The sequence below is a fragment of the Mycobacterium cajalii genome, assembly GCF_045809005.2.
In the GTDB taxonomy this organism is placed as follows: domain Bacteria; phylum Actinomycetota; class Actinomycetes; order Mycobacteriales; family Mycobacteriaceae; genus Mycobacterium.
Map to the genome: position 1 here is coordinate 6180693 of NZ_CM141436.1, position 24934 is coordinate 6205626.

21 protein-coding genes and 2 pseudogenes are annotated in these 24934 nt (G+C 69.5%); 8 read left to right on the top strand and 15 right to left on the bottom strand.

What is annotated here, in order from left to right; translation table 11 throughout:
• Window positions 1-2079: 2079 nt before the first annotated feature.
• From ACJ512_RS29595 to ACJ512_RS29620, 6 genes are all read right to left on the bottom strand, one after another.
• Window positions 2080-2643 (bottom strand): hypothetical protein, encoded by a 564-nt coding sequence (locus ACJ512_RS29595; protein ID WP_369741338.1) that lies wholly within the window; start codon window positions 2641-2643, stop codon window positions 2080-2082.
• A 92-nt stretch (window positions 2644-2735) separates the two neighbouring features.
• Window positions 2736-3050, bottom strand: a complete 315-nt coding sequence (locus tag ACJ512_RS29600) for a DUF2563 family protein (RefSeq protein WP_369741339.1) — start codon at window positions 3048-3050, stop codon at window positions 2736-2738.
• A 74-nt stretch (window positions 3051-3124) separates the two neighbouring features.
• On the bottom strand, window positions 3125-3634 hold the full coding sequence (locus tag ACJ512_RS29605; RefSeq protein WP_369741340.1) for a pullulanase: 510 nt from the start codon (window positions 3632-3634) through the stop codon (window positions 3125-3127).
• Between the two features lie 24 nt (window positions 3635-3658).
• The gene (locus ACJ512_RS29610) at window positions 3659-5095 is read right to left on the bottom strand and encodes a CCA tRNA nucleotidyltransferase (protein ID WP_369741341.1); all 1437 of its coding nucleotides are present in this window, start codon (window positions 5093-5095) and stop codon (window positions 3659-3661) included.
• A 75-nt stretch (window positions 5096-5170) separates the two neighbouring features.
• Window positions 5171-6037 carry a glycosyltransferase family protein gene (locus ACJ512_RS29615; protein ID WP_407687377.1) on the bottom strand — a complete coding sequence of 289 codons (867 nt, stop codon included), beginning with the start codon at window positions 6035-6037 and terminating at the stop codon, window positions 5171-5173.
• Window positions 5947-6321: a glycosyltransferase family protein gene (locus ACJ512_RS29620; protein ID WP_407687376.1), complete on the bottom strand. Its 375-nt coding sequence runs from the start codon at window positions 6319-6321 to the stop codon at window positions 5947-5949. The genes ACJ512_RS29615 and ACJ512_RS29620 overlap by 91 nt, the downstream gene beginning before the upstream one ends.
• A gap of 506 nt (window positions 6322-6827) precedes the next feature.
• Here ACJ512_RS29620 and ACJ512_RS29625 point away from each other — a divergent pair.
• The 8 genes from ACJ512_RS29625 to ACJ512_RS29660 all read left to right on the top strand — a co-directional run bounded on the left by ACJ512_RS29625 (window position 6828) and on the right by ACJ512_RS29660 (window position 17877).
• Complete coding sequence (locus ACJ512_RS29625; protein ID WP_407687375.1) at window positions 6828-7562, top strand: NUDIX hydrolase; 735 nt, start codon at window positions 6828-6830, stop codon at window positions 7560-7562.
• A gap of 29 nt (window positions 7563-7591) precedes the next feature.
• Window positions 7592-9976, top strand: a complete 2385-nt coding sequence (locus tag ACJ512_RS29630; protein ID WP_407687394.1) for a hypothetical protein — start codon at window positions 7592-7594, stop codon at window positions 9974-9976.
• Window positions 9973-13608: a lipid II flippase MurJ gene (locus tag ACJ512_RS29635; protein ID WP_407687374.1), complete on the top strand. Its 3636-nt coding sequence runs from the start codon at window positions 9973-9975 to the stop codon at window positions 13606-13608. The genes ACJ512_RS29630 and ACJ512_RS29635 overlap by 4 nt, the downstream gene beginning before the upstream one ends.
• A 69-nt stretch (window positions 13609-13677) precedes the next feature.
• Complete coding sequence (gene sigM / locus ACJ512_RS29640; protein ID WP_407687373.1) at window positions 13678-14256, top strand: RNA polymerase sigma factor SigM; 579 nt, start codon at window positions 13678-13680, stop codon at window positions 14254-14256.
• 40 nt (window positions 14257-14296) lie between these two features.
• Window positions 14297-15064, top strand: a complete 768-nt coding sequence (locus tag ACJ512_RS29645; protein ID WP_461479925.1) for a hypothetical protein — start codon at window positions 14297-14299, stop codon at window positions 15062-15064.
• A gap of 96 nt (window positions 15065-15160) precedes the next feature.
• A complete protein-coding gene (trxB, locus tag ACJ512_RS29650) occupies window positions 15161-16174 on the top strand; it encodes a thioredoxin-disulfide reductase (RefSeq protein ID WP_461479926.1) in 1014 nt (337 codons plus the stop codon).
• The gene (trxA, locus tag ACJ512_RS29655) at window positions 16171-16524 is read left to right on the top strand and encodes a thioredoxin (protein ID WP_461479927.1); all 354 of its coding nucleotides are present in this window, start codon (window positions 16171-16173) and stop codon (window positions 16522-16524) included. The genes trxB and trxA overlap by 4 nt, the downstream gene beginning before the upstream one ends.
• Window positions 16525-16656: 132 nt before the next feature.
• Window positions 16657-17877 (top strand): N-acetylmuramoyl-L-alanine amidase, encoded by a 1221-nt coding sequence (locus tag ACJ512_RS29660; RefSeq protein ID WP_407687964.1) that lies wholly within the window; start codon window positions 16657-16659, stop codon window positions 17875-17877.
• A gap of 20 nt (window positions 17878-17897) precedes the next feature.
• On the opposite strand, the pseudogene ACJ512_RS29665 reads toward ACJ512_RS29660, so the two are convergent.
• The 9 genes and pseudogenes from ACJ512_RS29665 to rpmH all read right to left on the bottom strand — a co-directional run.
• Window positions 17898-18626, bottom strand: a pseudogene (locus ACJ512_RS29665) (acetyltransferase); the annotation flags it as partial.
• Between the two features lie 276 nt (window positions 18627-18902).
• Window positions 18903-19886 (bottom strand): ParB/RepB/Spo0J family partition protein, encoded by a 984-nt coding sequence (locus ACJ512_RS29670; protein ID WP_407687963.1) that lies wholly within the window; start codon window positions 19884-19886, stop codon window positions 18903-18905.
• Window positions 19883-20802: pseudogene (locus tag ACJ512_RS29675) on the bottom strand (ParA family protein). The gene ACJ512_RS29670 and the pseudogene ACJ512_RS29675 overlap by 4 nt, the downstream one beginning before the upstream one ends.
• A 140-nt stretch (window positions 20803-20942) precedes the next feature.
• The gene (gene rsmG / locus ACJ512_RS29680) at window positions 20943-21641 is read right to left on the bottom strand and encodes a 16S rRNA (guanine(527)-N(7))-methyltransferase RsmG (RefSeq protein ID WP_407687962.1); all 699 of its coding nucleotides are present in this window, start codon (window positions 21639-21641) and stop codon (window positions 20943-20945) included.
• 76 nt (window positions 21642-21717) lie between these two features.
• Complete coding sequence (locus ACJ512_RS29685) at window positions 21718-22290, bottom strand: Jag family protein (protein WP_407687961.1); 573 nt, start codon at window positions 22288-22290, stop codon at window positions 21718-21720.
• Window positions 22291-22374: 84 nt separating this feature from the next.
• Window positions 22375-23505 (bottom strand): membrane protein insertase YidC, encoded by a 1131-nt coding sequence (gene yidC, locus ACJ512_RS29690; RefSeq protein ID WP_407687960.1) that lies wholly within the window; start codon window positions 23503-23505, stop codon window positions 22375-22377.
• Window positions 23489-23827: a membrane protein insertion efficiency factor YidD gene (gene yidD, locus ACJ512_RS29695; RefSeq protein WP_407687959.1), complete on the bottom strand. Its 339-nt coding sequence runs from the start codon at window positions 23825-23827 to the stop codon at window positions 23489-23491. Before yidD ends, yidC begins: the two co-directional genes overlap by 17 nt.
• Entirely contained in the window at window positions 23824-24183 is a 360-nt protein-coding gene (rnpA, locus tag ACJ512_RS29700) for a ribonuclease P protein component (RefSeq protein WP_407687958.1), read from the bottom strand. The genes yidD and rnpA overlap by 4 nt, the downstream gene beginning before the upstream one ends.
• Before the next feature lie 24 nt (window positions 24184-24207).
• Window positions 24208-24351, bottom strand: coding sequence for a 50S ribosomal protein L34 (gene rpmH / locus ACJ512_RS29705; RefSeq protein WP_369741357.1), 144 nt, complete (start codon window positions 24349-24351; stop codon window positions 24208-24210).
• Window positions 24352-24934 lie beyond the last annotated feature (583 nt).

Consider the following 24934-nt stretch of genomic DNA (forward strand, 5'->3'; position numbering starts at 1 on the left):
GGCTACCGGCGCCGCGGGCGCCGACCACGAGCCGCCCGTCATCACCGCGGGCGCTACCGGCACACCGCCGCCGGTCGTCGGTGCCATCGGAGGTGAAGTGGTTGGGGCGTCTACGGGAGTGCTTGCGGGCGTGAACGATTCACCACCGGCCATCGGGATGGATGGCGCGACGGGCGGCGCCAGCGGTGGCGAGGCCTGCGGCGAGGGCGCCGTTCCTGTTCCCATCGCCTGCACCGCGCCCGAGGACAACGATTGCGCGCTGGCTCCCGCTGGTTGACCTGTCGCCATTCCGGACATGAACGACTGGCTTAAAGAGTTGGGCGACAAGCCTTGGCCTAGGGATGCTGGGGATACGCCCATCCCCGGTAGCGGCGGACCAGTTAGCGAACCGCTGGGTACGTGTACACCCCCAGACGGAACAGCCGTAACCTGTCCGCTTGCGCCGACACCACCAAACCCAGAGCCGTTCCCTTGGCTACCTAAGCTCGGCCCGCCGAGAGTAGGCCCGTTACCGGCATGCGGGCTGCTTGCCCTTCCGCCCGAGTCGGATCCTTGAGCGGTGCCACCCAACGCACTACTCGTTTCGAGCTGTCCGCTGCGAGCGTTAGGACCGTTTCCTTGGCTTCCAAGCGCTGCTCCGCCATTATTATTCTCAACCGCCTGGCTGGAATTCGGGGCCGTCGGCATGGCGGTCCTTAACTCGTGGTGGTTACCGTATTGCTGCGCTGATGCCGCAATGCCTTCGGCGTTGAGTACCTTCTGAGTTGCGTCCGCGATTGATGCAACCGCGACACCTGATTTATGCGCCGCGAATCCGTTAGCTTCAGTAACAAGGGCCGATATTTCCGCCGCTTTCACAGGCTCGGGCTGCTTCGAATTTTCGACCTCAGCAATTCGTCGATTATATTCATCGGCAACCCCACGCAGGCCTTCTCGAAGGCCATCGACAGCATCAGCGCCCTTGGAAAAGGCGTCGGCTTTTGCTTTATATTTTTCGGCTAAGTCAAGATGGCTTTTTTCGCCCCGTTGGAAACGGGATACCAGATCATCTATGGTCTGTCCCTGGTTCCTTGACGCCAGCTGGGACCACTGCATATGCAGTTCCTGTGCATAATGCTCTTGCTCCTGCTGCTGCATCCGCCAATGCTCAGCGGCGGTGTGCAACGCTGACGACGGCTGCGGGTACCATGTGCCGATAAGCAGCGCTGTGTATTTTCCCGAAGGCAAGTCCCCCGTCATGAGCCCTCCTCGCAAGCCGCCGGTTTCGAGACAACTCAGAGCACCGGTTAACGTTGCGGTTTCTATGTTGAACCATCCCAAGATGAGAAGCAAATCACGCAACGCGTGTGTGCAGGCAGATCAACTTATGGCCGTGTGGTCCGACGAATTCACGCGCACGCTTCACGAAGTGCCGATGTCGCTGACTCCACATCACCTCCATCGGCTTTTTCTTCTGCAAACGCGGTAATTACGTAGTTCAAGTAGGCATCAGCCAATTTTCTAGCCAATGTGGTTAGAGTTGTCGGCGTTGCTGGTTCTATCGAGGTAGTCAGTGCGAGCGCACCACCAACCAGAGCCGCACGCGCATTCGCGGCGGCTGCTACCGGTTCCGCCCCGTCTGGCGCAGACGTCGCTACCTTGACCGCCTTGCTTACACTCTGGAACGTCGAACACAACCGCTTATTGGCCGCCGCTACGTCCGCCGCACTGAAGCTCGAGGGCATCGAGGAGGTTGTCGGGGGGATGCTGCGCCCTGTTGCCCCCGGACTCGGCTGAGTCAGAGAAATGATGCCGACGGCAAGCGCAGCCAACGAAATCAGCGCAATAGCGGCGATGACGCTTATTAGACCGTTCCCTAAAGTACGCCGGGGGCGCCCTGGTGTCCCATCTTGTCCAGCGGCGGGAGTTTGAGGATTCGTCACGACACCAGGCTAATCGCAGCTTTGCGTCGTTATCATCCGAATCTCTGCGTTAGCAACGATCGCTTGTTGCAGCGCGAGGCGGCATCTCAGCTTGAATCTCCTGTCGCACGTAGCCGATCAACTCGACCCGCCAACGGCTCGATTTGGACCCAGCCCTTCATCCCCCAACCAATTGGTCCTTCACGCTGAACCCGCTGTCACGGCGGTGGTCATTCATATTGCGGCACTGGCCCAGAAGCTTTACGGACCCATCGGCGTCGGGGTAGGGACTGATGCCGATCGTGGCCATCACGTCGTCTTGGTGGATCACCGTGCCGGTCGCGTGCTGCCCATGGGGCGGACCCGCAGACCAGCCGTTGGACTCCATCGTGTTGGCGATCCGCTGGAAGTACGCACTGTGGTCGGAGCCCTGCGGCACGACGAACGTCATGTCGAGCCGGCCTCGATAAGGCTTCTCCCCCTGGTCATTACACGACTCCCAGCGAAAGCTGCCCGAAACATCCTGCAACCGAGACACATCGGCGATCTGCTTGGCCGCAGCGACCACCTGGGCGACGGATTGGCCGTCCGACAGCGGCTGCTCGGGCTTATCGGCCTGGTGTCGGGACGGGAACCGCACCGAACACCCCCCGAGCATCAAGGCGCTTGCGATCAGCACCGCGACCCCGACCGCGAGCCGCGCGGGCCATCGCCGAAGACGCTTACCCAACACCGTGGTCACTTAGCACAGCAATCACCCTAGCGGCCCGGTTATTCCATTCCGGGTAGCCGTTCGCCGAATCGGCGCAGCAGTGCGATGGCCCGGAAACCTAGCTAGCTCACGGACTTGTCCCGCACCGCGCGCAGCTGCTCGGCGCCGCGTTCGTCCATCCCGGTGAACTCCGCGGCGGCGTAGGCCGCCTTGGAGCCCACCGCGGAAAGCGCCTCGTAGTGGACCTGCAGGCTCCTCAACTGCTCGGCGTGGGCCGCGCTGAGGGCCTCGTGAAAGGTCTCGGCGGCGGCGAAGTCGCCGAACATGCCCGCGGCGAGCGGCCCCCGGGCAAGGTGATCGGCCCCGTCGCGGGCGTGCCCTCCGGCGCGGTGGGACTCGTTGGCTCCCAGCCGCAGCAATCCCGGGTCGACGAACATCGTGGCCCCCTTTCCGCGCCGTGCCGACCAGGCTAACCACGACGCCAGCGCCGATCAATTCACCGAAGCGGTCCTCACAACGGGCTGGCGCCGTCGGCCAGGCCGTCGCCGTCGCTGTCGGTCAGCCGCACGTTCCACTTGCCGTCGCCGTCGGTGTCGACGTAACCGGTCACCCCGTTCTCCCCCGGGCACAACACCCGGTCGGCCACGCCGTCGCCGTCGGTGTCGAGCAGCCGGTCGTCGGCGCCGCCATGCCCGTCGAAGTCCACCAGGGGGCCGCCGGTGTGCTCCACGCCGTCCAGCCCGTACCAGCGCAGCTGCCCGCTTCGGTCCACGGCGACCGACCACATGCCCGTCCCGTCGTCGGTGAACGACGCCTCGCGCGTGCCGTCGTTGTCGACATCGAGCCATGCGTGGTCGGCCACCCCGTCACCGTCGAGGTCGGCCAGGGCGTCGTCGCGCAGCCCGTCGCCGTCGAGATCCACGCCTACCGCGTCGAAGTGGCCGTCGCCGTCCAGATCCACGTCAGGCGTGCCGTGCAGCATCGACGCTGTGCCGTCGTCTCCACCGATGCAGTAGTCCACGACTACTCCGACGCCGGCCCGCCGCTAGGGGTTCCCGCGGGACTGCCACCACGACAGCAGCTCGGCGGTGGCCTCCTCGGTGCTCAGCGGCCCGCGCTCGAGCCGCAGCTCCTTGAGAAAGCGCCACGCCTCGCCCACCTGCGGGCCGGCCGGGATGCCGAGCAGCTCCATGATCTGGTTGCCGTCGAGGTCGGGGCGCACCCGCGCCAGATCCTCCTGCGCGGCCAACTCGGCGATCCGCGCTTCCAGCCGGTCATAGCTGGCCTGCAGCCGCGCCGCCCGGCGCTTGTTGCGGGTGGTGCAGTCCGCGCGCACCAGCTTGTGCAGGCGCGGCAGCAGCGGACCGGCGTCGGTGACGTAGCGGCGCACCGCCGAATCGGTCCACGTGCCGTCGCCATACCCGTGGAAACGCAGATGCAGATACACCAGGTGCGCGACGTCCTCGACCATCTGTTTGGAAAACTTCAACGCCCGCAAGCGCTTTCGCACCATCTTCGCCCCGACCACCTCGTGGTGGTGAAAGCTGACGCCGCCGTTGGGTTCGTGGCGCCGCGTCGCCGGCTTGCCGATGTCGTGCAGCAGCGCCGCCCAGCGCAGCACCAGATCCGGGCCCTCATCCTCCAGTGCGATCGCCTGGCGCAGCACCGTCAGCGAATGCTGGTAGACGTCCTTGTGCTGGTGGTGCTCGTCGATGGCCATCTGCATGCCGCCGACCTCGGGCAGCACCACCTCACCCATCCCGGTCTGCACCAGCAGGTCGATGCCGGCCACCGGGTCGGCGCCGAGTAGCAGCTTGTCCAGTTCGGTCGCGACCCGTTCGGCGCTGACCCGGCCCAGCTGCGGGGCCATCTCGGCGATCGCCTCGGCTACCCGCGGGGCCAGGGTGAATCCCAGCTGCGACACGAAACGCGCGGCCCGCAGCATCCGCAGCGGGTCGTCGCCGAAAGACACCGACGGGGCCGCCGGGGTATCGAGCGCCTGCTCGCGCAGGGCCGCCAAACCGCCGAGCGGGTCGAGGAATTCGCCCGGCCCGCCGGGCGTCACCCGCACCGCCATCGCGTTGACGGTGAAGTCGCGGCGCACCAGGTCGTCCTCGAGGCGATCCCCGTAGCGCACCTCGGGGTGACGCGACACCTGGTCGTAGCTGTCGGCGCGGAAGGTGGTGATCTCCAGGCGGTGTTCGCCCTTGCCGACGCCTACGGTGCCGAACTCGATGCCGGTATCCCACACCGCGTCAGCCCATCCGCGCATGATCTGCTGCACCTGCTCGGGGCGGGCGTCGGTGGTGAAGTCCAGGTCGGGACTCAGCCTGCCCAGCAGCGCGTCGCGGACGGACCCGCCGACCAGGTACAGCTCGCGGCCCGCGGCGTCGAACGCCGTGCCCAGCTCGCGCAGCATGGGGGCGTGCCGATTGAGGGCCACCGCCGCGGCGGTCAACAGGTCGGTATCGGTTTCAGGCACGTTCGATCAGCCTAGTGGGAATCGCTCCGCGAGTCTTTGACGGGTGATCGGGGTCCGCGCGCCAAGTGAGACCGGTCACGCCCGCGACGCAGACAGCGCCGGCCCGGCCGGCATCCCGCTCGGCCCCCCGGCCGTGACCGCTCGGGCATTCCCGCCGCGCGCAGGGCCGCCACCACGGCAAAACCGTTGAGCGCCAATAAAATCGCCACAGGCCACACGGCCTCGGTGTCCTGGGCGATCGCGCCCAGCACCACCCCCGGCCAGCGATGCCGCCGGCGAGACCGCGGCCATGCTGAACCCCACCAGCACCGGGCGGTCGTACTCCTCGGCGAACATCCCGATCCACTCGATGGCGGCCGCGTAGATCGCCTGGTCGGCGGCCGCGGCGAGCAGGAGGATCAGCCCGTGCACCCACACCTGCGACCACACGCCGGCCGCGTGGACCAGCATGCACACCGCGGCGGCGGTCACGGCCATGAGAGAGGCGCCGACGAGCATCCCCCGCATGCCGGCGATCCGATGCACTGCCCGCCACAGATACGAGCCGATCAGCAGCCCCACGCTGGCCGACGCCACCACGGCGGGCAGCGCACCGCGCGCGTCGACGCTTTCGACGGGAATGTGCAGCGCGTAGAACGTCGCGCCCAGGGTGATGGGCACGAACAGCAACTGCGCGACGGCGTAGCGGCGAAACCACGGCTCGGACCTGATGGCGCCCAGGCCGCGGCGCACGGTGCCCGCCAGGCGCGGGACGTCCCAGCCGCCGAGCCGGCGCAGGATGTCGGTGCGGAAATGGTTGCTGGTGCCGCCGAGTGGAAACGCCGCCCCCATGGCCGCCAGGCCCGGCACCGTCAACCGGTAGCGCAGCGCGTACGCCAGCTCGTTGCAGGCGGTGAAGGCATTGGTCGCCCCGTTGGCCTCAGCAGCGTCGCCTGCACGCACGCCGGGTCGTCGCCGTGGGCGGCGAAAGTCTCGGCGGCCCGGCGCAGCTGGTCGGGTTCGGGGCGGTCCTCGGCGTCGAAGATCACCAGCAATTCCCCGCGCGCCAACAACAGTCCCGCATCGCACGAGCGCGGCTTGGTCTGCGGTGAACCCGGCGGCAGCTGCACGGTCCGCATGTGCGGTGGCGGGTCGACGGCCTCGATGGCCCGCTGGGTGGCGGTGTCGCGTCGCTCCACCAGCAGCAGCACCTCGAGCCGGTCGGCGGGGTAGTCCAACTCGGCCAAGGCAGCGCACCAGGACCCCGATCACCTCCTGCTCCTCGTAGGCCGGCACCAGCACGGTGTAGCTGGGCAGTTGCTCGCCGGACAACCGCGATCGCCGCGTCCGCCGGCGCGACGCCGCCGCCCTTCTGCCACGGCGGAAACCCGTGCCGGGCGGCCAGATCGGGCTCGCGATCGGCGAAGCCGTTTGCTATCTCGTGGGCGACATCAGCCGCCGACTCGAGAAACACCCGGTCCTGAACGGCGGTCGGACGGGAGGGCAGTTCGGTCAGAGAGGCGGAGTCGGCACGGGCTGATGCGGATGCGTCGAGAGTGGCGGGGGGCTGCACCACGTATGGAAGGCTGATGAGGGCGCAGGTTCGACACTATCCGGCGAGAACCCTCGGCCGACGGTGCGCGCGTCCCACGACCCGGGCGGTCGCCCGCGCGGGAATCCGGCGCCGGCGAGGCGTGACGACAACCGGCGAGTATGTCAAGGATGCCGGCCCGTGCCAGCTACTATCGCTTGGGTGTCGGACGGCGAACAAGCCAAACCGCGTCGGCGCCGGGGTCGGCGCCGACGTCGTGGTGCCGCGGCATCGTCGGAGAACCAGGCCGACGGCCAACCGGACGAGGACGCGGCCGCCTCGAAACCGCGCCGTTCCCGCTCGGCCCGCCGCGGGGCGGAGCGGTTGCGCACGGTCCACGAGACCTCGGCCGGGGGGCTGGTCGTCGACGGTCTCGACGGGCCACGCGACTCTCAGGTGGCGGCGCTGATCGGGCGCGTCGATCGGCGCGGACGAATGCTGTGGTCGCTGCCCAAGGGACACATCGAAATGGGCGAAACCGCCGAACAGACGGCCATGCGTGAGGTCGCCGAGGAGACCGGGGTCCGGGGCAGCGTGCTGGCCGCGCTCGGGCGCATCGACTACTGGTTCGTCACCGACGGCCGCCGGGTGCACAAGACGGTGCACCACTATTTGATGCGCTTCTCCGGCGGCGAACTGTCCGACGAGGACCTCGAAGTCGCCGAGGTGGCCTGGGTGCCGGTCGAGGAGCTGCCGTCGCGCCTCGCCTACGCCGACGAACGGCGACTGGCGCAGGTGGCCGACGAGCTGATCGACAAGCTGCAGAACGACGGCCCGTCCTCGCTGCCGCCGCTGCCGCCCAGCTCGCCGCGCCGGCGGCCGCAGACCCATTCACGGGCCCGCCACGTCGACAAGCCCGCCACGGGCCGGAAGAACGGCCACGGGCCGGGCCCGTGACCGCGCCGCGACTCTGCTGGGCCGGCTCGATGCGCCTTGCCGTGGTGGTCGCCATCGTCGCCGGCTTCACCGTGCTCACCGGCGCCGCGCCGCCCCGCGCGGCGGCCGGCGAACCCGGGGCCACACCGTTCGTGCGGGTCCGCATCGACCAGGTCACCCCGGACGTGGTCACCACGACCAGCCCGCCCGTGATCACCGTCAGCGGCATGGTCACCAACATCGGGGACCGCCCGGTACGCGATGTGATGGTCCGGCTCGAGCACGCCGCGGCGGTCACCGCCTCTGCGGGCCTGCGCACCGCGCTGGACGGCGGCACCGAGCAGTACCAGCCGGTGTCGGAGTTCCTGACCGTGGCCCCGGAGTTGCAGCGCGGGCAGGGGGCGGGCTTCACGTTGTCGGCGCCCCTGCGCTCGCTGACCAAGTCGTCGTTCGGCATCGACGCACCCGGGATCTACCCGGTGCTGGTCAACGTCAACGGGACGCCGGACTACGGCGCGCCCGCTCGCCTGGACAACGCGCGGTTCCTGCTGCCGGTGGTCGGGGTGCCGCCCGACCGCGCCGACGACCTGGACTCCACCGTCGCCCCCGACACGTCCAAACCCGTGTGGATCACCATGCTGTGGCCGCTGGCCGACCGGCCCCGGCTGGCCCCCGGGTTCCCCGGCGGCAGCATCCCGGTCCGGCTGGTCGACGACGACCTGGCCACCTCGTTGGCCACCGGCGGCCGGCTGGACGTCCTGCTGTCCGCGGCCGAGGTCGCCACCAGCCACGACGTCGACCCCGACGGCGCCGTCGGGCGGGCGTTGTGCCTGGCCGTCGACCCGGACCTGCTGGTCACCGTCAACGCGATGACGGTCGGCTACGTGGTGTCCGACTCGCCCGACGGTCCCGCGCAACGGCCGGGCACCCCGACGCATCCGGGCACCGGCCAGGCGGCGGCGATCGCCTGGCTGAACCGGCTGCGCGCGCTGGCCCACCGGCTCTGCGTCGCGCCGCTGCCCTACGCCCAGGCCGACCTGGACGCGCTGCAACGCGTCAACGACCCCGGGCTGAGCGCGATCGCCACCACCGGCGTCGGGGGCATCGTCGACCGCATCCTGGACGTGACCGCCACCCGCGGCGCCACGCTGCTGCCCGACGGGCCGCTGACCGGCGGCGCGGTGAACCTGCTCAGCGCCGTCGAGAGCGGCGTCAACGGCAACACCGTCGCCATCGCCGCCGCCGACCTGGCCGCGCACGACGCGCAGGACGCGCCGGGAAATCCGCTTCCCGACGCCGCCGACACGGCGCCCCGGCGGGTGTCGCCGCAAGTGGTGGTCGCACCGTTCGACCCGGCGGTCGGGGCCGCGCTGGCCGGGGCGGGAACCAATCCCGCCGTCCCCACCTATGTGGACTCGTCGCTGGCGGTGCGGCTCGCACACGACTCGGCGACCGCGCGCCGTCAGGACGCCCTGGGTTCGATCTTCTGGCACGCGCTGCAGCACGACGCCGCGCCGCGCACCCAGCTGCTCGTCCCGCCGCCGTCGTGGAACCTGCAGGCCGACGACGCGCAGGTGATCCTGACCGCCCTGGCCACCACCATCCGCTCCGGTCTCGGGGTGCCGCGGCCGCTGCCGGCGGTGATCGCCGACGCCACGGCACACACCGAGCCGCCGGAACAGCTGGGCCCGCATCCCGCCGCGCGCGGCCGGTTCACCAAGGACGTCACCGGCGCCATCGCCGGGCAGGTCAGCCGCCTGTGGGGGCTGACCGCCGCGCTGAGCACCGACGAACGCACCGGGCTGACCGGCATCGGCTACACCGCGCCGCTGCGGGAGGACATGCTGCGCGCGCTGAGCCAGTCCGAACCCCCGGACACCCGCAACGGGTTGGCCGAGCAGCGCCTCGGCATCGTCGGCACCACGATCAACGACCTGTTCGGCGCCGTGACGATCGTCAACCCCGGTGGCTCCTACACCCTGGCCACCGAGCACAGCCCGCTGCCGCTGGCCCTGCACAACGGCCTGGCCGTTCCGATCCGGGTGCGCCTGCAGGTCGACGCTCCCCCCGGCATGACCGTCACCGACGTCGGGCAGATCGAACTGCCGCCCGGCTACCTGCCGCTGCACGTGCCCATCGAGGTCAACTTCACCAAGCGCGTCGCCGTCGACGTGACCCTGCGCACCCCCGACGGAATGCGCCTGGGTGACCCGGTGCGGTTGTCGGTGCACTCCAACGCCTACGGCCAGGTGCTGTTCACGATCACGCTGAGCGCCGCGGCCGTGCTGGTGCTGCTGGCCGGGCGCCGGCTGTGGCACCGTTTCCGCGGCCAGCCCGACCCGGCCGACCTGGACCGGCCGGATCCGCCGCACCCGCGACCGGCCGAGTTGCACGACGAGATCGCCCCCCGGGTCGACCAAGAGCACCGCGTATGAGATCCGCCTCGCGGCGGGCCTACCCACAGCCGCAACCGAACCGGCGGCACCGGCCCGCACATCCCGCACCACCGGCGGCGCCGGGGGCTCCCCGGCGGCCCGAACTGTCGGACTCCGCGGTGGTGTCGCGGTCGTGGGCGATCGCCTTCGCCACCCTGGTCAGCCGATTGACCGGCTTCGCCCGGATCGTGTTGCTGGCCGCCATCCTGGGGGCGGCGCTGTCGAGTGCGTTCTCGGTGGCCAATCAGCTGCCGAACCTCGTCGCCGCCCTGGTCCTCGAGGCGACGTTCACCGCGATCTTCGTGCCGGTGCTCGCCCGCGCCGAGCAGTCCGACCCCGACAGCGGCGCGGCGTTCGTGCGCCGCCTGGTCACCGTGACGACCGCGCTGCTGGTGGTGGCGACGGCGTTGTCGGTGGCGGCCGCGCCGCTGCTGGTGCGGCTGATGCTGGGCCGCATCCCGCAGGTCAACGAGCCGCTGACCACCGCCTTCGCCTACCTGCTGCTGCCGCAGGTGCTCGCCTACGGGCTCACGTCGGTGTTCATGGCGATCCTGAACACCCGCAACGTGTTCGGGCCGACGGCCTGGGCGCCCGTCGTCAACAACGTCGTCGCGCTCGTGACCCTGGCGGTCTACGTCGCGGTCCCCGGCGAGCTGTCGGTCGACCCCGTGCGGATGGGCAACACCAAGCTGCTGGTGCTGGGCATCGGTACGACGCTGGGCGTGTTCGCCCAGGTCGTGGTGCTGCTGGTGGCGCTGCGGCGCGAGCGCGTCAGCCTGCGGCCGCTGTGGGGGATCGACGAACGGCTCAAGCGCTTCGGCACGATGGCCGCCGCCATGGTGCTCTACGTGCTGATCAGCCAGCTCGGCCTCGTCGTCGGCAACGAGATCGCCAGCACCGCGGCGGCTTCCGGGCCCGCGATCTACAACTACACCTGGCTCGTCCTGATGCTGCCCTACGGCATGATCGGGGTGACGGTGCTGACCGTGGTGATGCCGCGGCTGAGCCGCAACGCCGCCGCCGACGACGTCAAAGCCGTGCTCGGCGACCTGTCGCTGGCGACCCGGCTCACCCTGGTCACGCTGATCCCGATCGTGGCGTTCATGACCGTCGGCGGCCCGGCCATCGGCAGCGCCCTGTTCGCCTACGGCCGGTTCGGCCAGGTCGACGCCGGCTATCTGGGCGCCGCCATCGCGCTGTCGGCCTTCACGCTGGTCCCCTACGGCCTGGTGCTGCTGCAGCTGCGCGTGTTCTACGCGCGCGAGCAGCCGTGGACCCCGATCGTGGTCATCGTCGTCATCACGGCCGTGAAGATCGCCGGCTCGCTGCTGGTGCCGCACCTGACCGGCGACCCCAAGCTGGTGGCCGGCCTGCTGGGCCTGGCCAACGGCATCGGTTTCCTGGCCGGGGCGATCGCGGGCTACGTGCTGCTGCGCCTGGCGCTGCTGCCCCGCGGCGGCCATCTGGTCGACGTGTCCACGGTGCGGACCATCCTGGTGACGACGGCCGCGTCGCTGCTGGCCGGGCTGCTCGCCCACGTCGCCGACCGCCTGCTGGGCCTGGGCCGGCTCACCGCGCACGGTGGGGGCGCCGGTTCACTGCTGCGCCTGTTGATCCTGGCGACGATCATGCTGCCGATCACGGCGACGTTCATGCTGCGCGCTCGGGTCCCCGAGGCGCAGGCGGCACTGGAGGCGGTCCGGCACCGCGTCGGGCGCCGGACCGCACACCCGGCGGGCACCGTGCCGGCCAGCAAAGAGGCCGGGCGGGAGGCATCGTCCGGGGCGGGCCCCGTCACGTACCCTGAGCAGAGGTATTCGTCCCCGCCGCGGGCGAATGCGGTCAACGAGCCGCGCAGGCCGCCGGAGCGGGAAGGCCCAGGCCGGATAACAGGCCGGACAGCGGGCCGGATAGCGAAAGGACCGGAGGTGACCGACCGCCCTATGGAAGGCGCCGCACCGGGCGCTGTGTCAGGCAGCGAGCTGCCGCGGCCGGCCGCAGACGACTTCCAGCCCGACATCCCCCCAGAGCGCGACGCGGACGTGTCGGCACCGCGCCGGCGCGACCCGGCCAACGGCGACCAGCCGGCCGAGTCGCGCCGGGGGCCGATGCCGGTGGACGCGCCCCGCGAGCGTGGCGGGGAGTCCCCGGCGTCCGAGGACGTGCACCTGGTTCCCGGCGCCCGGATCGCCGGTGGGCGCTACCGCCTGCTGGTGTCCCACGGCGGCGCACCCCCGCTGCAGTTCTGGCAGGCCCTGGACACCGCGCTGGACCGGCAGGTTGCGCTGACCTTCGTCGATCCGGACGGCACCCTGCCCGACGACATGGTGCAGGAGATCTTGTCCCGCACGCTGCGGCTGAGCCGGATCGACAAGCCCGGCGTCGCCCGGGTGCTCGACGTGGTGCACAGCGGTTCCGGCGGCCTGGTGGTCTCGGAATGGATTCGCGGTGGCTCACTGCGGGAGGTCGCCGACACCGCGCCCTCGCCCGTCGGCGCCGTCCGGGCGATGCAGTCGCTGGCCGCCGCCGCCGAGGCGGCGCACCGCGCCGGTGTCGCCCTGTCGATCGACCACCCGAGCCGGGTGCGCGTCAGCATCGACGGCGACGTCGTGCTGGCCTATCCGGCGACCATGCCCGACGCCGGCCCGCAGGACGACATCCGCGGCATCGGCGCCGCGCTGTACGCCCTGCTGGTCAACCGCTGGCCGCTGCCGGAGTCCGGCGTGCGCAGCGGGCTCGCCCCGGCCGAACGGGATTCCAACGGCGCGCCCGTCGAGCCGACCGTCATCGACCGCGCCATCCCGTTCCAGATCTCGGCGGTCGCCGTGCGGGCGGTTCAGGACGACGGCGGGATACGCAGCGCCTCGACGCTGCTGAACCTGCTGCAACAAGCGACCGCGGTGGCCGACCGCACCGAGGTGCTCGGTCCGATCGACGACAGCCCGGCGTCGACGCACCGCCCGCCCGCCGGTGACCCCGCCGCCTTCGCGCGCCGGCGCCGCAACCTGCTGATCGGCATCGGCGCGGGCCTGGCGATCCTCGTGGTCGCCCTGCTGGTGCTCGCGTCAGTGGTCAGCAAGATCTTCGGCAATGTCGGCGGCGGTCTGAACAAGGACGAACTCGGGCTGAACGGGCCCACGTCGTCGACGTCGGCGTCGGCGGTCAGCACCGCCCCCGCCGGCAGCGTGGTCAAGCCCACCAAGGCCACCGTCTTCTCCCCCGACGGGGAAGCCGACAACCCGGGCCAGGCCGGGCTGGCCATCGACGGCGACCCCTCCACCTCGTGGGAAACCGACACCTACACCGACGCCGCCCCGTTCCCCTCCTTCAAGAACGGGGTCGGGTTGATGCTGCAGCTGCCGCGCCCCACGGTGGTCGGAGCCGTCTCCATCGACATTTCCAGCACCGGGACGCAGGTCGAGCTTCGCTCGTCGGCCACGCCGGACCCGGCGAAGCTGGACGACACCAAGCTGCTGATGCCCGCCGCGGCGCTCAAGCCCGGTCACAACGTCATCGCGGTCAAGTCCGCCGCACCGACGTCGAATCTGCTGGTGTGGATCTCGACGCTGGGCAGCACCGACGGCAAGAGCCGCGCGGCGATCTCGGAGATCAAGGTTCAGGCCGCATCCTGACCGTGCCGTGCACAGCCCGCGCATCCGGGTGAAGTGCCGCCGGGTGGGCGATTGGATACTGTCCGGGCCGTGGGGTGCGGGGGTCAAGACCAGCAGGAACGCACCGATGCCGAGCTGCTGGCAGCGCACGTCGCCGGCGACCGTCACGCCTTCGGGGAGCTGTTCCTGCGTCATCGGCGCCAATTGCACCGGCTGGCACGGCTCACCACCCGCAACCCCGAGGACGCCGAGGACGCGCTGCAGGACGCGATGCTCTCGGCGCACCGGGCGGCGAGCGCCTTCCGTCACGACGCCGCCGTCGGAAGCTGGTTGCACCGCATCGTCGTCAACGCCTGCCTGGACCGGCTGCGCCGCGCCAAATCGCGCCCCCCGACCGCCCCGCTCGAAGACGTGCACCCGGTCGCGGACCGGACCGCCCAGGTCGATACGGCGATCGTGGTGCAGCGGGCCCTGATGCGGCTTCCGGTCGAGCAGCGGGCGGCGGTGGTTGCCGTCGACATGCAGGGCTACTCGATCGCCGACACCGCCCGGCTGCTGGGCGTCGCCGAGGGCACGGTCAAGAGCCGGTGCGCCCGCGCGCGGGTCCGCCTCGCCGAGCTGCTCGGATACCTCGGCGCGGGTGCCCACGCGATCCCCGACCAGGCCTGAAACGTGGCCGTCGGGCCGTCCATGACGGACACTGGGGCGGATGGACGAAACGGACAGCGATCCGGCGCGCCGCGGCGACGCTGGAGCCGACCCGCCGTTGCCGGTCGAGGTGCTCGCCGATCTGCAGGCAGGCCTGCTGAGCGACGAGGAAGCGGCGCGGCTGCGCCGGCGGATCCGCGCCGATCCCTCCGCCCAGGGGGTGCTGCAGGCGCTCAACCGGGTGCGCCGCGACGTCGCCGCCGTGGGCGCGGATCCGGCGTCGGCGCCCGAACCCCCATCCGAGGTCACCGCGCGGGTCTCCGCCGCGCTGCGCTCGGCCGGCCCGACGTCGGGCCGCTCCCCCGGCCCCGCGCATTCCGCCCGCCCGCGCATCCGGCCCGCGCGCGTCGTGGCGGCCGCCGCCGGCCTCTGCGCGGCTCTGGCGGGGATCGGGCTGGGTACGGCGGCGCTGATCCACGCGCCGACACCCATGCCGAGCGCCGAGGTCACCGCCGAGCACATCACGGTGTCGACGCCCCCCATGGCGATCCCCCTGTCCCGGCCGGAGATTCTGGGCCTGCTCCACCGAGACCCCGACTACGGCCCGCTCGGAGATCCACAACGGCGGGCCTCCTGCCTCGCCGGCCTCGGGTATCCGGCGTCCACACAGGTGCTCGGCGCGCGAACCGTCGACATCAACGCCCGCCCCGGCGTACTGCTGGTGCTGCCCGGCGACGCGCCCGGAATCCTCGCCGTCTTCGCCGTCGCCCCGAACTGCAGCGCCGCCGACACCGGGCTGTTGGCCGACACCCGCGTCCCGCGCGCCTAGTGTTGTGCCATGTGCTGTGCGACACGCCCGGGAACAGGGCTGCCCGCCGGGGTGTTGAGACGAATCCATAGAGCATCCGTTCTCCGAGAGGTTCGTATGAGCGCCGACACAGTTCACGACGTGATCGTCATTGGTTCGGGTCCCGCGGGTTATACCGCGGCGCTTTACACCGCGCGGGCGGAGTTGGCGCCGCTGGTGTTCGAGGGGACGTCGTTTGGTGGGGCGTTGATGACGACCACCGAGGTGGAGAATTTTCCGGGGTTTCGTGAGGGGATCATGGGCCCGGCGTTGATGGATGAGATGCGCGAGCAGACGTTGCGGTTCGGGGCCGATCTGCGCATGGAGGACGTCGAGGCGGTGTGGTTGCAGGGTCCGGTCAAGACGGTGACTGCCGAGGGGGTCACGCATCGGGCGCGGGCGGTGATCTTGGCGATGGGGGCTGCGGCGCGATATCTGGGGGTGCCCGGGGAGCAGGAGTTGCTGGGCCGGGGTGTGAGTGCGTGTGCGACCTGTGACGGGTTCTTTTTCAAGGAGCAGGACATCGCGGTGGTCGGGGGTGGGGACTCGGCGATGGAGGAGGCGACGTTTTTGACCAAGTTCGCCCGCAGTGTGACGTTGGTGCATCGGCGGGAGGAGTTTCGGGCGTCGCGGATCATGTTGGATCGGGCGCGGGCCAACGACAAGATCCGGTTTTTGACCAACCACACCGTGGAGGCGGTCGAGGGCGTGGACACGATGACGGGTTTGCGGGTGCGTGATGTGGTCAGCGGGGTCGAGTCGACGTTGCCGGTGACGGGGATGTTCGTGGCGATCGGGCATGATCCGCGCTCGGAGTTGGTGCGCGACGTGCTTGAGGTCGACCCGGAGGGGTATGTGCTGGTGCAGGGGCGTTCCACGGCGACTTCGATCGAGGGGGTGTTCGCCTGTGGGGATCTGGTGGACCGCACCTACCGGCAGGCCATCACCGCGGCCGGCAGCGGCTGCGCGGCGGCCATCGACGCCGAACGCTGGCTCGCCGAGCAGAAAGAGCCGTCCACGGCCGCGGCTGACAACTCAACAGGAGCCGAAAAAGCCGGCAGCACCGACACATTGATTGGAGTGGCACGATGACCGACACCGAAAAAGCAGGCGGCACAAAGGAAGTCTCCGATGCGTCGTTCGCCACGGAGGTGCTTTCCAGCGACAAGCCTGTGCTGGTTGACTTTTGGGCGACCTGGTGCGGCCCGTGCAAGATGGTGGCCCCGGTGCTCGAGCAGATCGCTTCCGAGCAGGGCGAGCAGCTGACCGTCGCCAAGCTCGACGTCGACGCCAACCCGCAGACCGCCTCCCAGTTCCAGGTGGTGTCGATCCCCACCATGATCCTGTTCAAGGACGGCGAACCGGTGAAGCGGATCGTCGGTGCGAAAGGCAAGGCCGCGTTGCTGCGTGAACTTTCCGACGCGGTTCCCGGCCTCGGCTGACCGGATCTTCCCGCCGCTCCGCGCCTCGCGCTTCGCCTGGGGTTTTCCGGAAATTGAGAAGTATCTGCGACAATAACCGTTAGCTGTCACCCGAAATCGAGCCTGTCACCTTGCCACGAAGGGCCCTTTGGTATGTCGAGTCCGCGCCGCGAAGACGGCGACGCGCTGCGCCGTGGTGACCGCAGCGCCGTCGTGACCGAGATCCGGGCGACGCTGGCTTCGCTGGGCTTGCTCGAGGATTCCGAGGACGAGCCGACGACGGGCCGGCACGTGCCCCTCGAGCTGTTCGACGCCGAGCTCGACCACGCCGTGCGTGCATTCCAGCAGCATCGCGGACTGCTGGTCGACGGCATCGTCGGCGAAGCCACCTACCGCGCCTTGAAGGAAGCCTCCTACCGGCTCGGCGCACGCACCCTCTATCACCAATTCGGGGCCCCTCTCTACGGTGACGACGTCGCCACGCTGCAGGCCCGGCTGCAAGACCTCGGCTTCTACACCGGCCTGGTGGACGGCCACTTCGGGTTGCAGACCCACAACGCGCTGATGTCGTATCAGCGGGAGTACGGCCTTGCCTCCGACGGCATTTGCGGACCGGAAACGTTGCGCTCCTTGTACTTTCTGAGTTCACGGGTCACGGGGGGTTCGCTGCACGCGATCCGCGAGGAGGAAACGGTCCGCCGCTCGGGCCCCAAGCTGTCGGGCAAGCGGATCATCATCGACCCGGGCCGCGGGGATGGCGACCACGGGCTGATCTCACAGGGCCCGTCCGGCCCCATCAGCGAAGCAGATGTGCTGTGGGACTTGGCAAGCCGACTCGAAGGCCGGATGACCGCGATCGGCATGGAGACCTTCCTGTCGCGTCCGACGAACCGCAGCCCGTCGGACGCCGAACGCGCCGCGACCGCCAACAACGTCGGTGCGGACCTGATGATCAGCCTGCGCTGCGAAAGCCAGCCCAACCCGGCCGCCAACGGTGTGGCCTCGTTCCACTTCGGGAACTCACACGGGTCGGTGTCCACCATCGGACGTAATCTCGCCGACTTCATCCAACGAGAAGTGGTGGCCCGCACGGGTTTACGCGATTGCCGCACCCATGGCAGGACATGGGACCTGTTGCGGCTGACCAGGATGCCGACCGTGCAGGTCGACGTCGGTTACATCACCAACCCGCGCGACCGCGCCATGCTGGTGTCGACCCAGACCCGCGACGCCATCGCCGAAGGTATCCTCGCCGCGGTCAAGCGGCTCTATCTGCTCGGCAAGAACGACCGGCCCACCGGCACATTCACCTTCGCGGAGCTGCTGGCCCACGAGTTGGCCGTGGAGCGCGCGAGCCGGCTCGGTGGCTCCTGACCGCTTGCGCCGCCGCGCACCGAATTGGTGATCGTCGCGCCCGCCCCGACCGGCTGCTGGAGCTGAGCGCTCGCCAGCAGGCGTTCCAGCGCCGCCTCGACCTCGGCTTTCCACCCGAGGTCCTTGTCCAGTTCGAGCCGCAGCCGCGGGAAGTACCGATGCGGAGCGACAACCACGAAGCCCGCGTCTTTCAAGAAGTCCGCGTCGATGACGCAGTGCTCGACCGAGCAGTCCCCGAGGGCTTCCAGCACCGGGCGCACGTCCGCGTCGACCATTCGCGGATCCTGTAACTCCGCGGCCGCCTGCGTCCGGCCGAACGCCTCCAGCGCCCGGACACCACGCCGGACCAACTCGTCGATCACCCCGGCGATGAGCCCGCGCGGCAGGTCGTCGGCCGCCTGTCCCGGCTCGACGCCCATCGAGGTCAACAACACCGCGTCGGCCGACACCGGTGCGGTGGGAAACCGCTGCGCGCGCGGCACCGCCCGCGGCGGGGCATAGAGGACATACCCGATGCATGGCGGCTCGGCGTCGCTGTGCTCGGCCGCGATCGGCGTCGCGATCTGACCGCAGGAGCCCCACTCCAGCATCACCATCGACAGCCAGGCTTCCTTCTCGAATTCCGGGTCGGCGAGATGCACTTGGTCACCGAGCGTCCCGGGATCGACCTCCCAGAAGACGCAGCGGCGCGCATGCTTGGGAAGCTGCTCGAAACCCTCGAGCCGCAGTGGCGTGATTCGAGCAGACACAAGCCTCCTGGCTTCCGTGCGTTACTGCAGTCATCTGCGGTCGCATGCACCGGCAACCCCTCCAGAATAGGAGAGTCGGTCGCCATCGGGCCAGTATTGCGGCCACCGCCCGAGTGGCATTGGCAACACCACCGCCTGCCACCCGGACCGGGCGCAGCCCAGTCCGAAATCGGTTGGTGCTCAAGATGTTCGGTAGGCACTCGGCCCCCGGATGCGGTCGCCCCGCCTCCGGGCGCCCCTCGGCGTCACAGTGACGTAATTACACCGTGTGCCCGGTCATGCCTCGGCGGTGGTCATCGTGTCGACGATGCGCTGCAGATCCTCCACCGAACCGAACTCCACGACGATTTTGCCCTTGCGTTTGCCGAGGCTGACCGTGACCCGGGTGTCGAAGGCGTTCGACAGCCGCTCGGCGACGTCCTGCAGCCCCGGCATCTGGATCGGCTTCCGGCGCTGCGGTGCCGGCGTGGGAGTGGCGCCCCGGTTGGCCAGGGTGACGGCCTCCTCGGTCGCCCGGACCGACAACCCCTCGGCGACGATGCGTCCGGCCAGTTCCTCCTGCGCCTCGGCCCCGGCTTCCAGCGACAGCAACGCCCGGGCATGTCCGGCCGACAGCACCCCGGCCGCGACTCGGCGCTGCACCGCGATCGGCAGTTTGAGCAACCGGATCATGTTGGTGATCAGGGGGCGGGAGCGTCCGATCCGCGATGCCAGTTCGTCGTGGGTGACGTCGAACTCGTCGAGCAGTTGCTGGTAGGCGGCCGCCTCTTCCAACGGATTCAACTGCACCCGATGAATGTTTTCCAGTAGGGCGTCGCGCAGCAGGTTGTCGTCGCCGGTCTCCCGCACGATGGCCGGGAGGGTGGCCAGTCCCGCCTCCTGCGCCGCGCGCCACCGGCGCTCCCCCATCACGATCTGGTAGCGCGCTCCGCTCTGCGCCTCGGTCACCGCGCGCACCACGATCGGCTGGAGCAGGCCGAACTCCCGGATCGAGTGCACCAGTTCGGCCAGCGCCTCGTCGTCGAACACCTGCCGCGGTTGGCGCGGGTTCGGCTCGATGTCGGCCGGTGAGATCTCGCGGTATACCGCGCCCATCGGGGCTGCGCCCTGGGCCGTACCCCCGATCAGGACGTCGGCGGCGGCATCGCCCATCCGCGGTCCGAGGGTCGCGCGCCCGGTGTCGCCGTCCGCGGGACCGGTCGGGATCAGGGAGGCCAGGCCTCGGCCGAGTCCGCCCTTTTTACGTACTGGCTGCGTCATGGTCGTCCCTTCACGGATGGTGCCTTCACGAATGATGGGTGTCGCGCTGCGCCAGTTCGCGGCTGGCATCGAGATAGCTCATCGCCCCTCGGGAACCCGGGTCGTAATCGATGATCGTCATGCTGTACCCGGGCGCCTCGGAGACCTTCACACTGCGCGGGATCACCGTGCGCAACACCTTGGCACCGAAGTAGCGGCGCACCTCGGCGGCCACCTGGTCGGCCAGCTTGGTCCGTCCGTCGTACATGGTCAGCACCACGGTGGTGACGTCGAGCGCGGGATTGAGGTGGGCCTTCACCATTTCGATGTTGCGCATGAGCTGTGACACGCCCTCCAAAGCGTAGTACTCGCACTGGATCGGGATCATCACCTCCGGCGCGGCGACGAGCGCGTTGATCGTCAACAACCCGAGCGACGGCGGGCAGTCGATGAAGACGTAGTCGAAGTCGAAGTCGTCGAGCGCGCCGAGCGCGGTCCGCAGCCGGTTCTCGCGCGCCACCATGCTGACCAACTCGATCTCGGCGCCCGCCAGGTCGATCGTGGCCGGAACACAAAAAAGCCGCTCGCTGTGGGGGCTCTGTTGCAGGGCCTCCCCCAGGGTGACGTCGCCGAGCAGGACCTCGTACGACGACGGCGTGCCCGACTGCCGATCGGCGATACCCAGGGCCGTGCTGGCATTGCCCTGCGGGTCGAGGTCGATCACGAGCGTCTTGAGCCCCTGCACCGCGAGCGCGGCCGCGAGGTTCACCGCGGTCGTGGTCTTGCCCACCCCGCCCTTCTGGTTGGCGACGGTGAAGAGCCGGCGGCCGTCGGGGCGGCGCAGCGGTTCGTAGCTCGTGTGCAGCACCCGCATGGCGCGCTCCGCCGCCGCGCCGATCGGGGTGTCGAAGTCGTCGGATGTTTCACGTGAAACCATCGCACTGCCCGCCGTTTCCTCTGCAGGAGTCACCGCCTCCTGAACCGACTCCTGCGGGGCGACCGAACCGGCGCCCCGCGACTCCGCCGCAGCCACCGCCTGGCGCGCCGCACCACCCGCCACCCGATCCCGCGGAGAACTCATCGCGTGCTCCCGCTGTCCATCCGCGCCGGCCGCGTGCGCGGCCGCGCCCCGCGTCGCGCCACCACCACGGTTGCGGGCTGACGCAAGAAGTCCGCGCCACATGTGACCACCTTGGCATCGAGCGCCCCGGACGCCTCCATCACACGCCGGTGCTGTCGAGCTTCCTCGGGCGCGCGCTCCCCCTTGATCGCGATCATTCGTCCACCCGGCCGTAGCAACGGCATGCTCCACTTCGTCAGCTTGTCCAACGGCGCCACGGCGCGTGACACCGCCGCATCCCGCTCACCACACCGCTCGCGCACCCACGCCTCCTCCGCGCGACCGCGCACCACCTCGACGGCCAACCCTAGTTCGGCGACCGCCTCGGCGAGAAATTCGCTGCGGCGAAGCAGCGGCTCGAGTAGCACGACGTCCAGATCGGGACGCGCGATGAACAACGGTATCCCCGGCAACCCCGCCCCGCTCCCGATGTCCACCACCCGCGCGCCAGGATCCAGTAATTCGCCTACGACAGCACAGTTGATGAGGTGGCGCTCCCAGAGCCGATCGACTTCGCGCGGGCCCAGGAGCCCGCGCTCGACACCAGCGGTCGCCAAGATGTCGGCGTAGCGCCGGGCCAGCTCGAGACGCGGTCCGAATACGCGGGCAGCCGCCCCGGCGTCCGCCTCGGAATCCTCCCGTTTCACGGGAAACATCCTCGGCTCGGTTTCACGTGAAACATCCCTCTGCTCGCCGCGCCCCGTCCACCCCCGCGAACTACACCGCTGTAACTCAGTCGCGCAGTACCACCACGCGCCGCGACGGCTCCACACCCTCGCTCTCGCTGTGCACACCCTGCACGGCAGCGACGGCGTCGTGGACGATCTTGCGCTCGAACGGGGTCATCGGGGACAGCTCTTCGCGTTCCCCGCTGTCGCGCACCCGCCGCGCCACCTTGTCGCCCAACGCGGCCAATTCCTCCCGCCGCCGCCGTCGCCAGCTCGCGATGTCGAGCATCAACCGGCTCCGTACCCCGGTCTTCTGGTGCACCGCCAGGCGGGTGAGCTCCTGCAGCGCGTCGAGCACCTCGCCGCCGCGCCCCACCAACTTCGTCAGGTCGTCGCTGCCGTCGATGCTCACCACCGCGCGGTCGCCCTCGACGTCCAGGTCGATGTCGCCGTCGAAGTCCAACAGGTCCAACAGCTCTTCCAGGTAGTCGCCGGCGATCTCACCCTCGGCGACCAACCGCTCCTCTACTTCGTCGGCTCCATCGGCACCGCCCTCCGGCGCCGCCGCGTCCCCGGCGACCTCCTCGGTCGACCCTTGCACGTCTGCACCGCGTTCCGTGGTTTCGGCGTCTGTCATGTGTTTCCCTCTTCCTCGTTCATGGGTGCCGGGCTCGTCCGGGGCGGCCCTCCGAGGCGGTCCCTCATAGCCGTGGCACCCTCGTCAACGTTTGCGCCTCTTTGGCCGTGCTCCGGGCCGGGGCGTTCGATTGGTCGGGCCGTCAATCCCCCCGGCCCCGCTCGGCTTCCCTGTCGCGTCGTCGCCGGGTTTCGAGTCGGCTTCGCGTCGGCCGTCCTCGTCGCCGCCCGTCACCGTTGCCGAATCCGCACCGTCCTCGCCGAGCGCCGCCGAACCGTTGGCGCTCGCCGCCTTGGGGTTGCGCTTCGGTTTGGCACCCGGGGCCGGCGCGTTAGCCGCCCGCCGCTGGATGACTTCCTGCTTCTTGGCCTCTTCTTCTTTTTCGATCATCCCGAACACGATGTGCTGCTGACCGAAGGTCCAGATGTTGTTGGAGAACCAGTACAGGATGATCGCGAGTGGCAGGAAGGGCCCGCCGACGACCACGCCCAGCGGGAACACATACAGCGCCAGTTTGTTCATCATCGCGGTCTGCGGGTTGGCCGCCGCCTCGGCACTCTGCCTCGCGATCGACGCCCGGCTGTTGAAGAACGTGGCGACGCCGGCGAGGATCATCACCGGCGCACCGACCAGAATCACCGCCGGGCGGCTGAAATCGATGAAGGCGTCCAACCCCGACCGCTGCGTCATGGTGGCACCGATCGGCGCACCGAACAGGTTCGCGTCCAGGAAGTGGCCGACGTCCGCGGCGTTGAACATGTAGTTGCCGGTCATCCGGTTCTGCATCACCGACAGGTGCGGTTGGCCGAATCCGCCCGTGGTGCGGTTGAACGACCGCAGCACGTGATACAGGCCGAGGAACACCGGGATCTGCGCCAGCATCGGCAAGCACCCCAGGATCGGGTTGAACCCGTGCTCGCGTTGCAGCTTTTGCATCTCGAGCGCCATCCGCTGGCGGTCCTTGCCGTACTTCTTCTGCAGCGCCTTGATCTGTGGTTGCAGCTCCTGCATCTGGCGGGTGGTGCGGATCTGGCGCACGAAGGGCTTGTAGAGCAGCGCACGCAACGTGAACACCAGGAACATCACGGACAGGGCCCACGCGAAGAAGTTCGACGGTCCCAGTGCGGCCGCGAACAACTTGTACCAGACCCACATGATCCACGACACCGGGTAGTAGACGAAGTCGAGACTGAAGAAATCAAACAAAACTGTCACTCTCCCGTTGCATCACCGCGACATCCGAGACGGCGTCGGCCGCGGTTCGGTGCTCGCATCGCTCCGGTATCGGATCCCAACCTCCCCGATGCCATGGTCCACATTTGGCGAGCCTGGCCACCGCCAGCCAACTCCCCCGAATCAACCCGTACTCGGTGAGGGCGTCGACCGCGTACTGGCTGCACGTCGGTACGAACCGGCACGTCGCCGGGCGCAGCGGGGACACCATATGCCGGTACAGCTGGATCAGGAAGACCAGTGCGCGCACGGCTACATTGCCTGCACCGCCAGCGGTCCCGCGCGAACGCGCCCACAGGCTCACCGGTCTGTGCCCGCCCGTCGCGCCGCGCGCCGCAACCCCCGGCGCAGCTGCTGCTCCAACCGCGCCGAGGACACCTGCCGACTGCTTGGCAGCGCGCGGATCACCAGCCGGTCCGACGGATCGAGGTCCTGCAGCACCGTGCGCGCGACGTGCCGTAGCCGGCGCGCAACCCGATGCCGTTCGACGGCCGAACCCACCGACTTGGCCACGATCAATCCCACCTGCGGCCCGGCGCCATTCCGCTCGGCTGACCGCCGCACGTGCACGACCACGTCGGGCTGTGCGGTGCGCGTTCCGTGCTTCACCGTCGCACCGAACTCCGATGACCGCCTCATACGGTTGCGTGCGGGAAGCACCGCCAGAAAACCTGTCCCTGAAGATCAGGCAGAGAGCGCGCGGCGCCCCTTACGGCGCCGGTTGGCCACGATCCCGCGTCCTGCGCGGGTACGCATCCGCAACCGGAAGCCGTGCACGCGGGCGCGGCGGCGGTTATTCGGCTGAAAGGTCCGCTTGCCCTTGGCCACGGCGTTCTCCTCGTTGTATCTCGGTCCAAGTGACCCGGGCCGTCCGCCCGTGGAAGCGTCGTCACGACCACGGTCGGCGGTGGGTCTTGCTACTGGCCGGCGCGGTCCCCATCGCAACTTGGGTCGCAGCCGTATCGCCGACTTCCGGGCGACTGTTTGAGGGTACTGACGAGCCCTCCCCGGGTCAAACCTGGCCTGCGCCAACCCCCGCGGGTGAATCGGCGGTTGCGCGTCGCCCAACCTTTCCCGAGGCGACGTCCGTACAGCGCGAATGGACCGCCCGAGCCTAAACCAGGCACCTGGAATGCAACAGAACGGTTGGCAGCCGCACAGAAAACTGTTAGCTTCTTGCAATGCCGTGCCAGACTCGGACGGCGGCCGACAACGAAGCGAGGATGGCGGATCGACTGGCTGCCCAGGCGGCCTCCAGGTTGTCTCCAGCACGAACATTGTGAGCCGTCGCCGGTAGGCTGCGGCCCGCACTACGATCATCCTGTACACAACTGTGCATAACTATGTGGATAGTTGCTTCGTCGCCAGTGCCCCTCGACCCGGGATACGCGAGGACCAGGGAGATACGTCG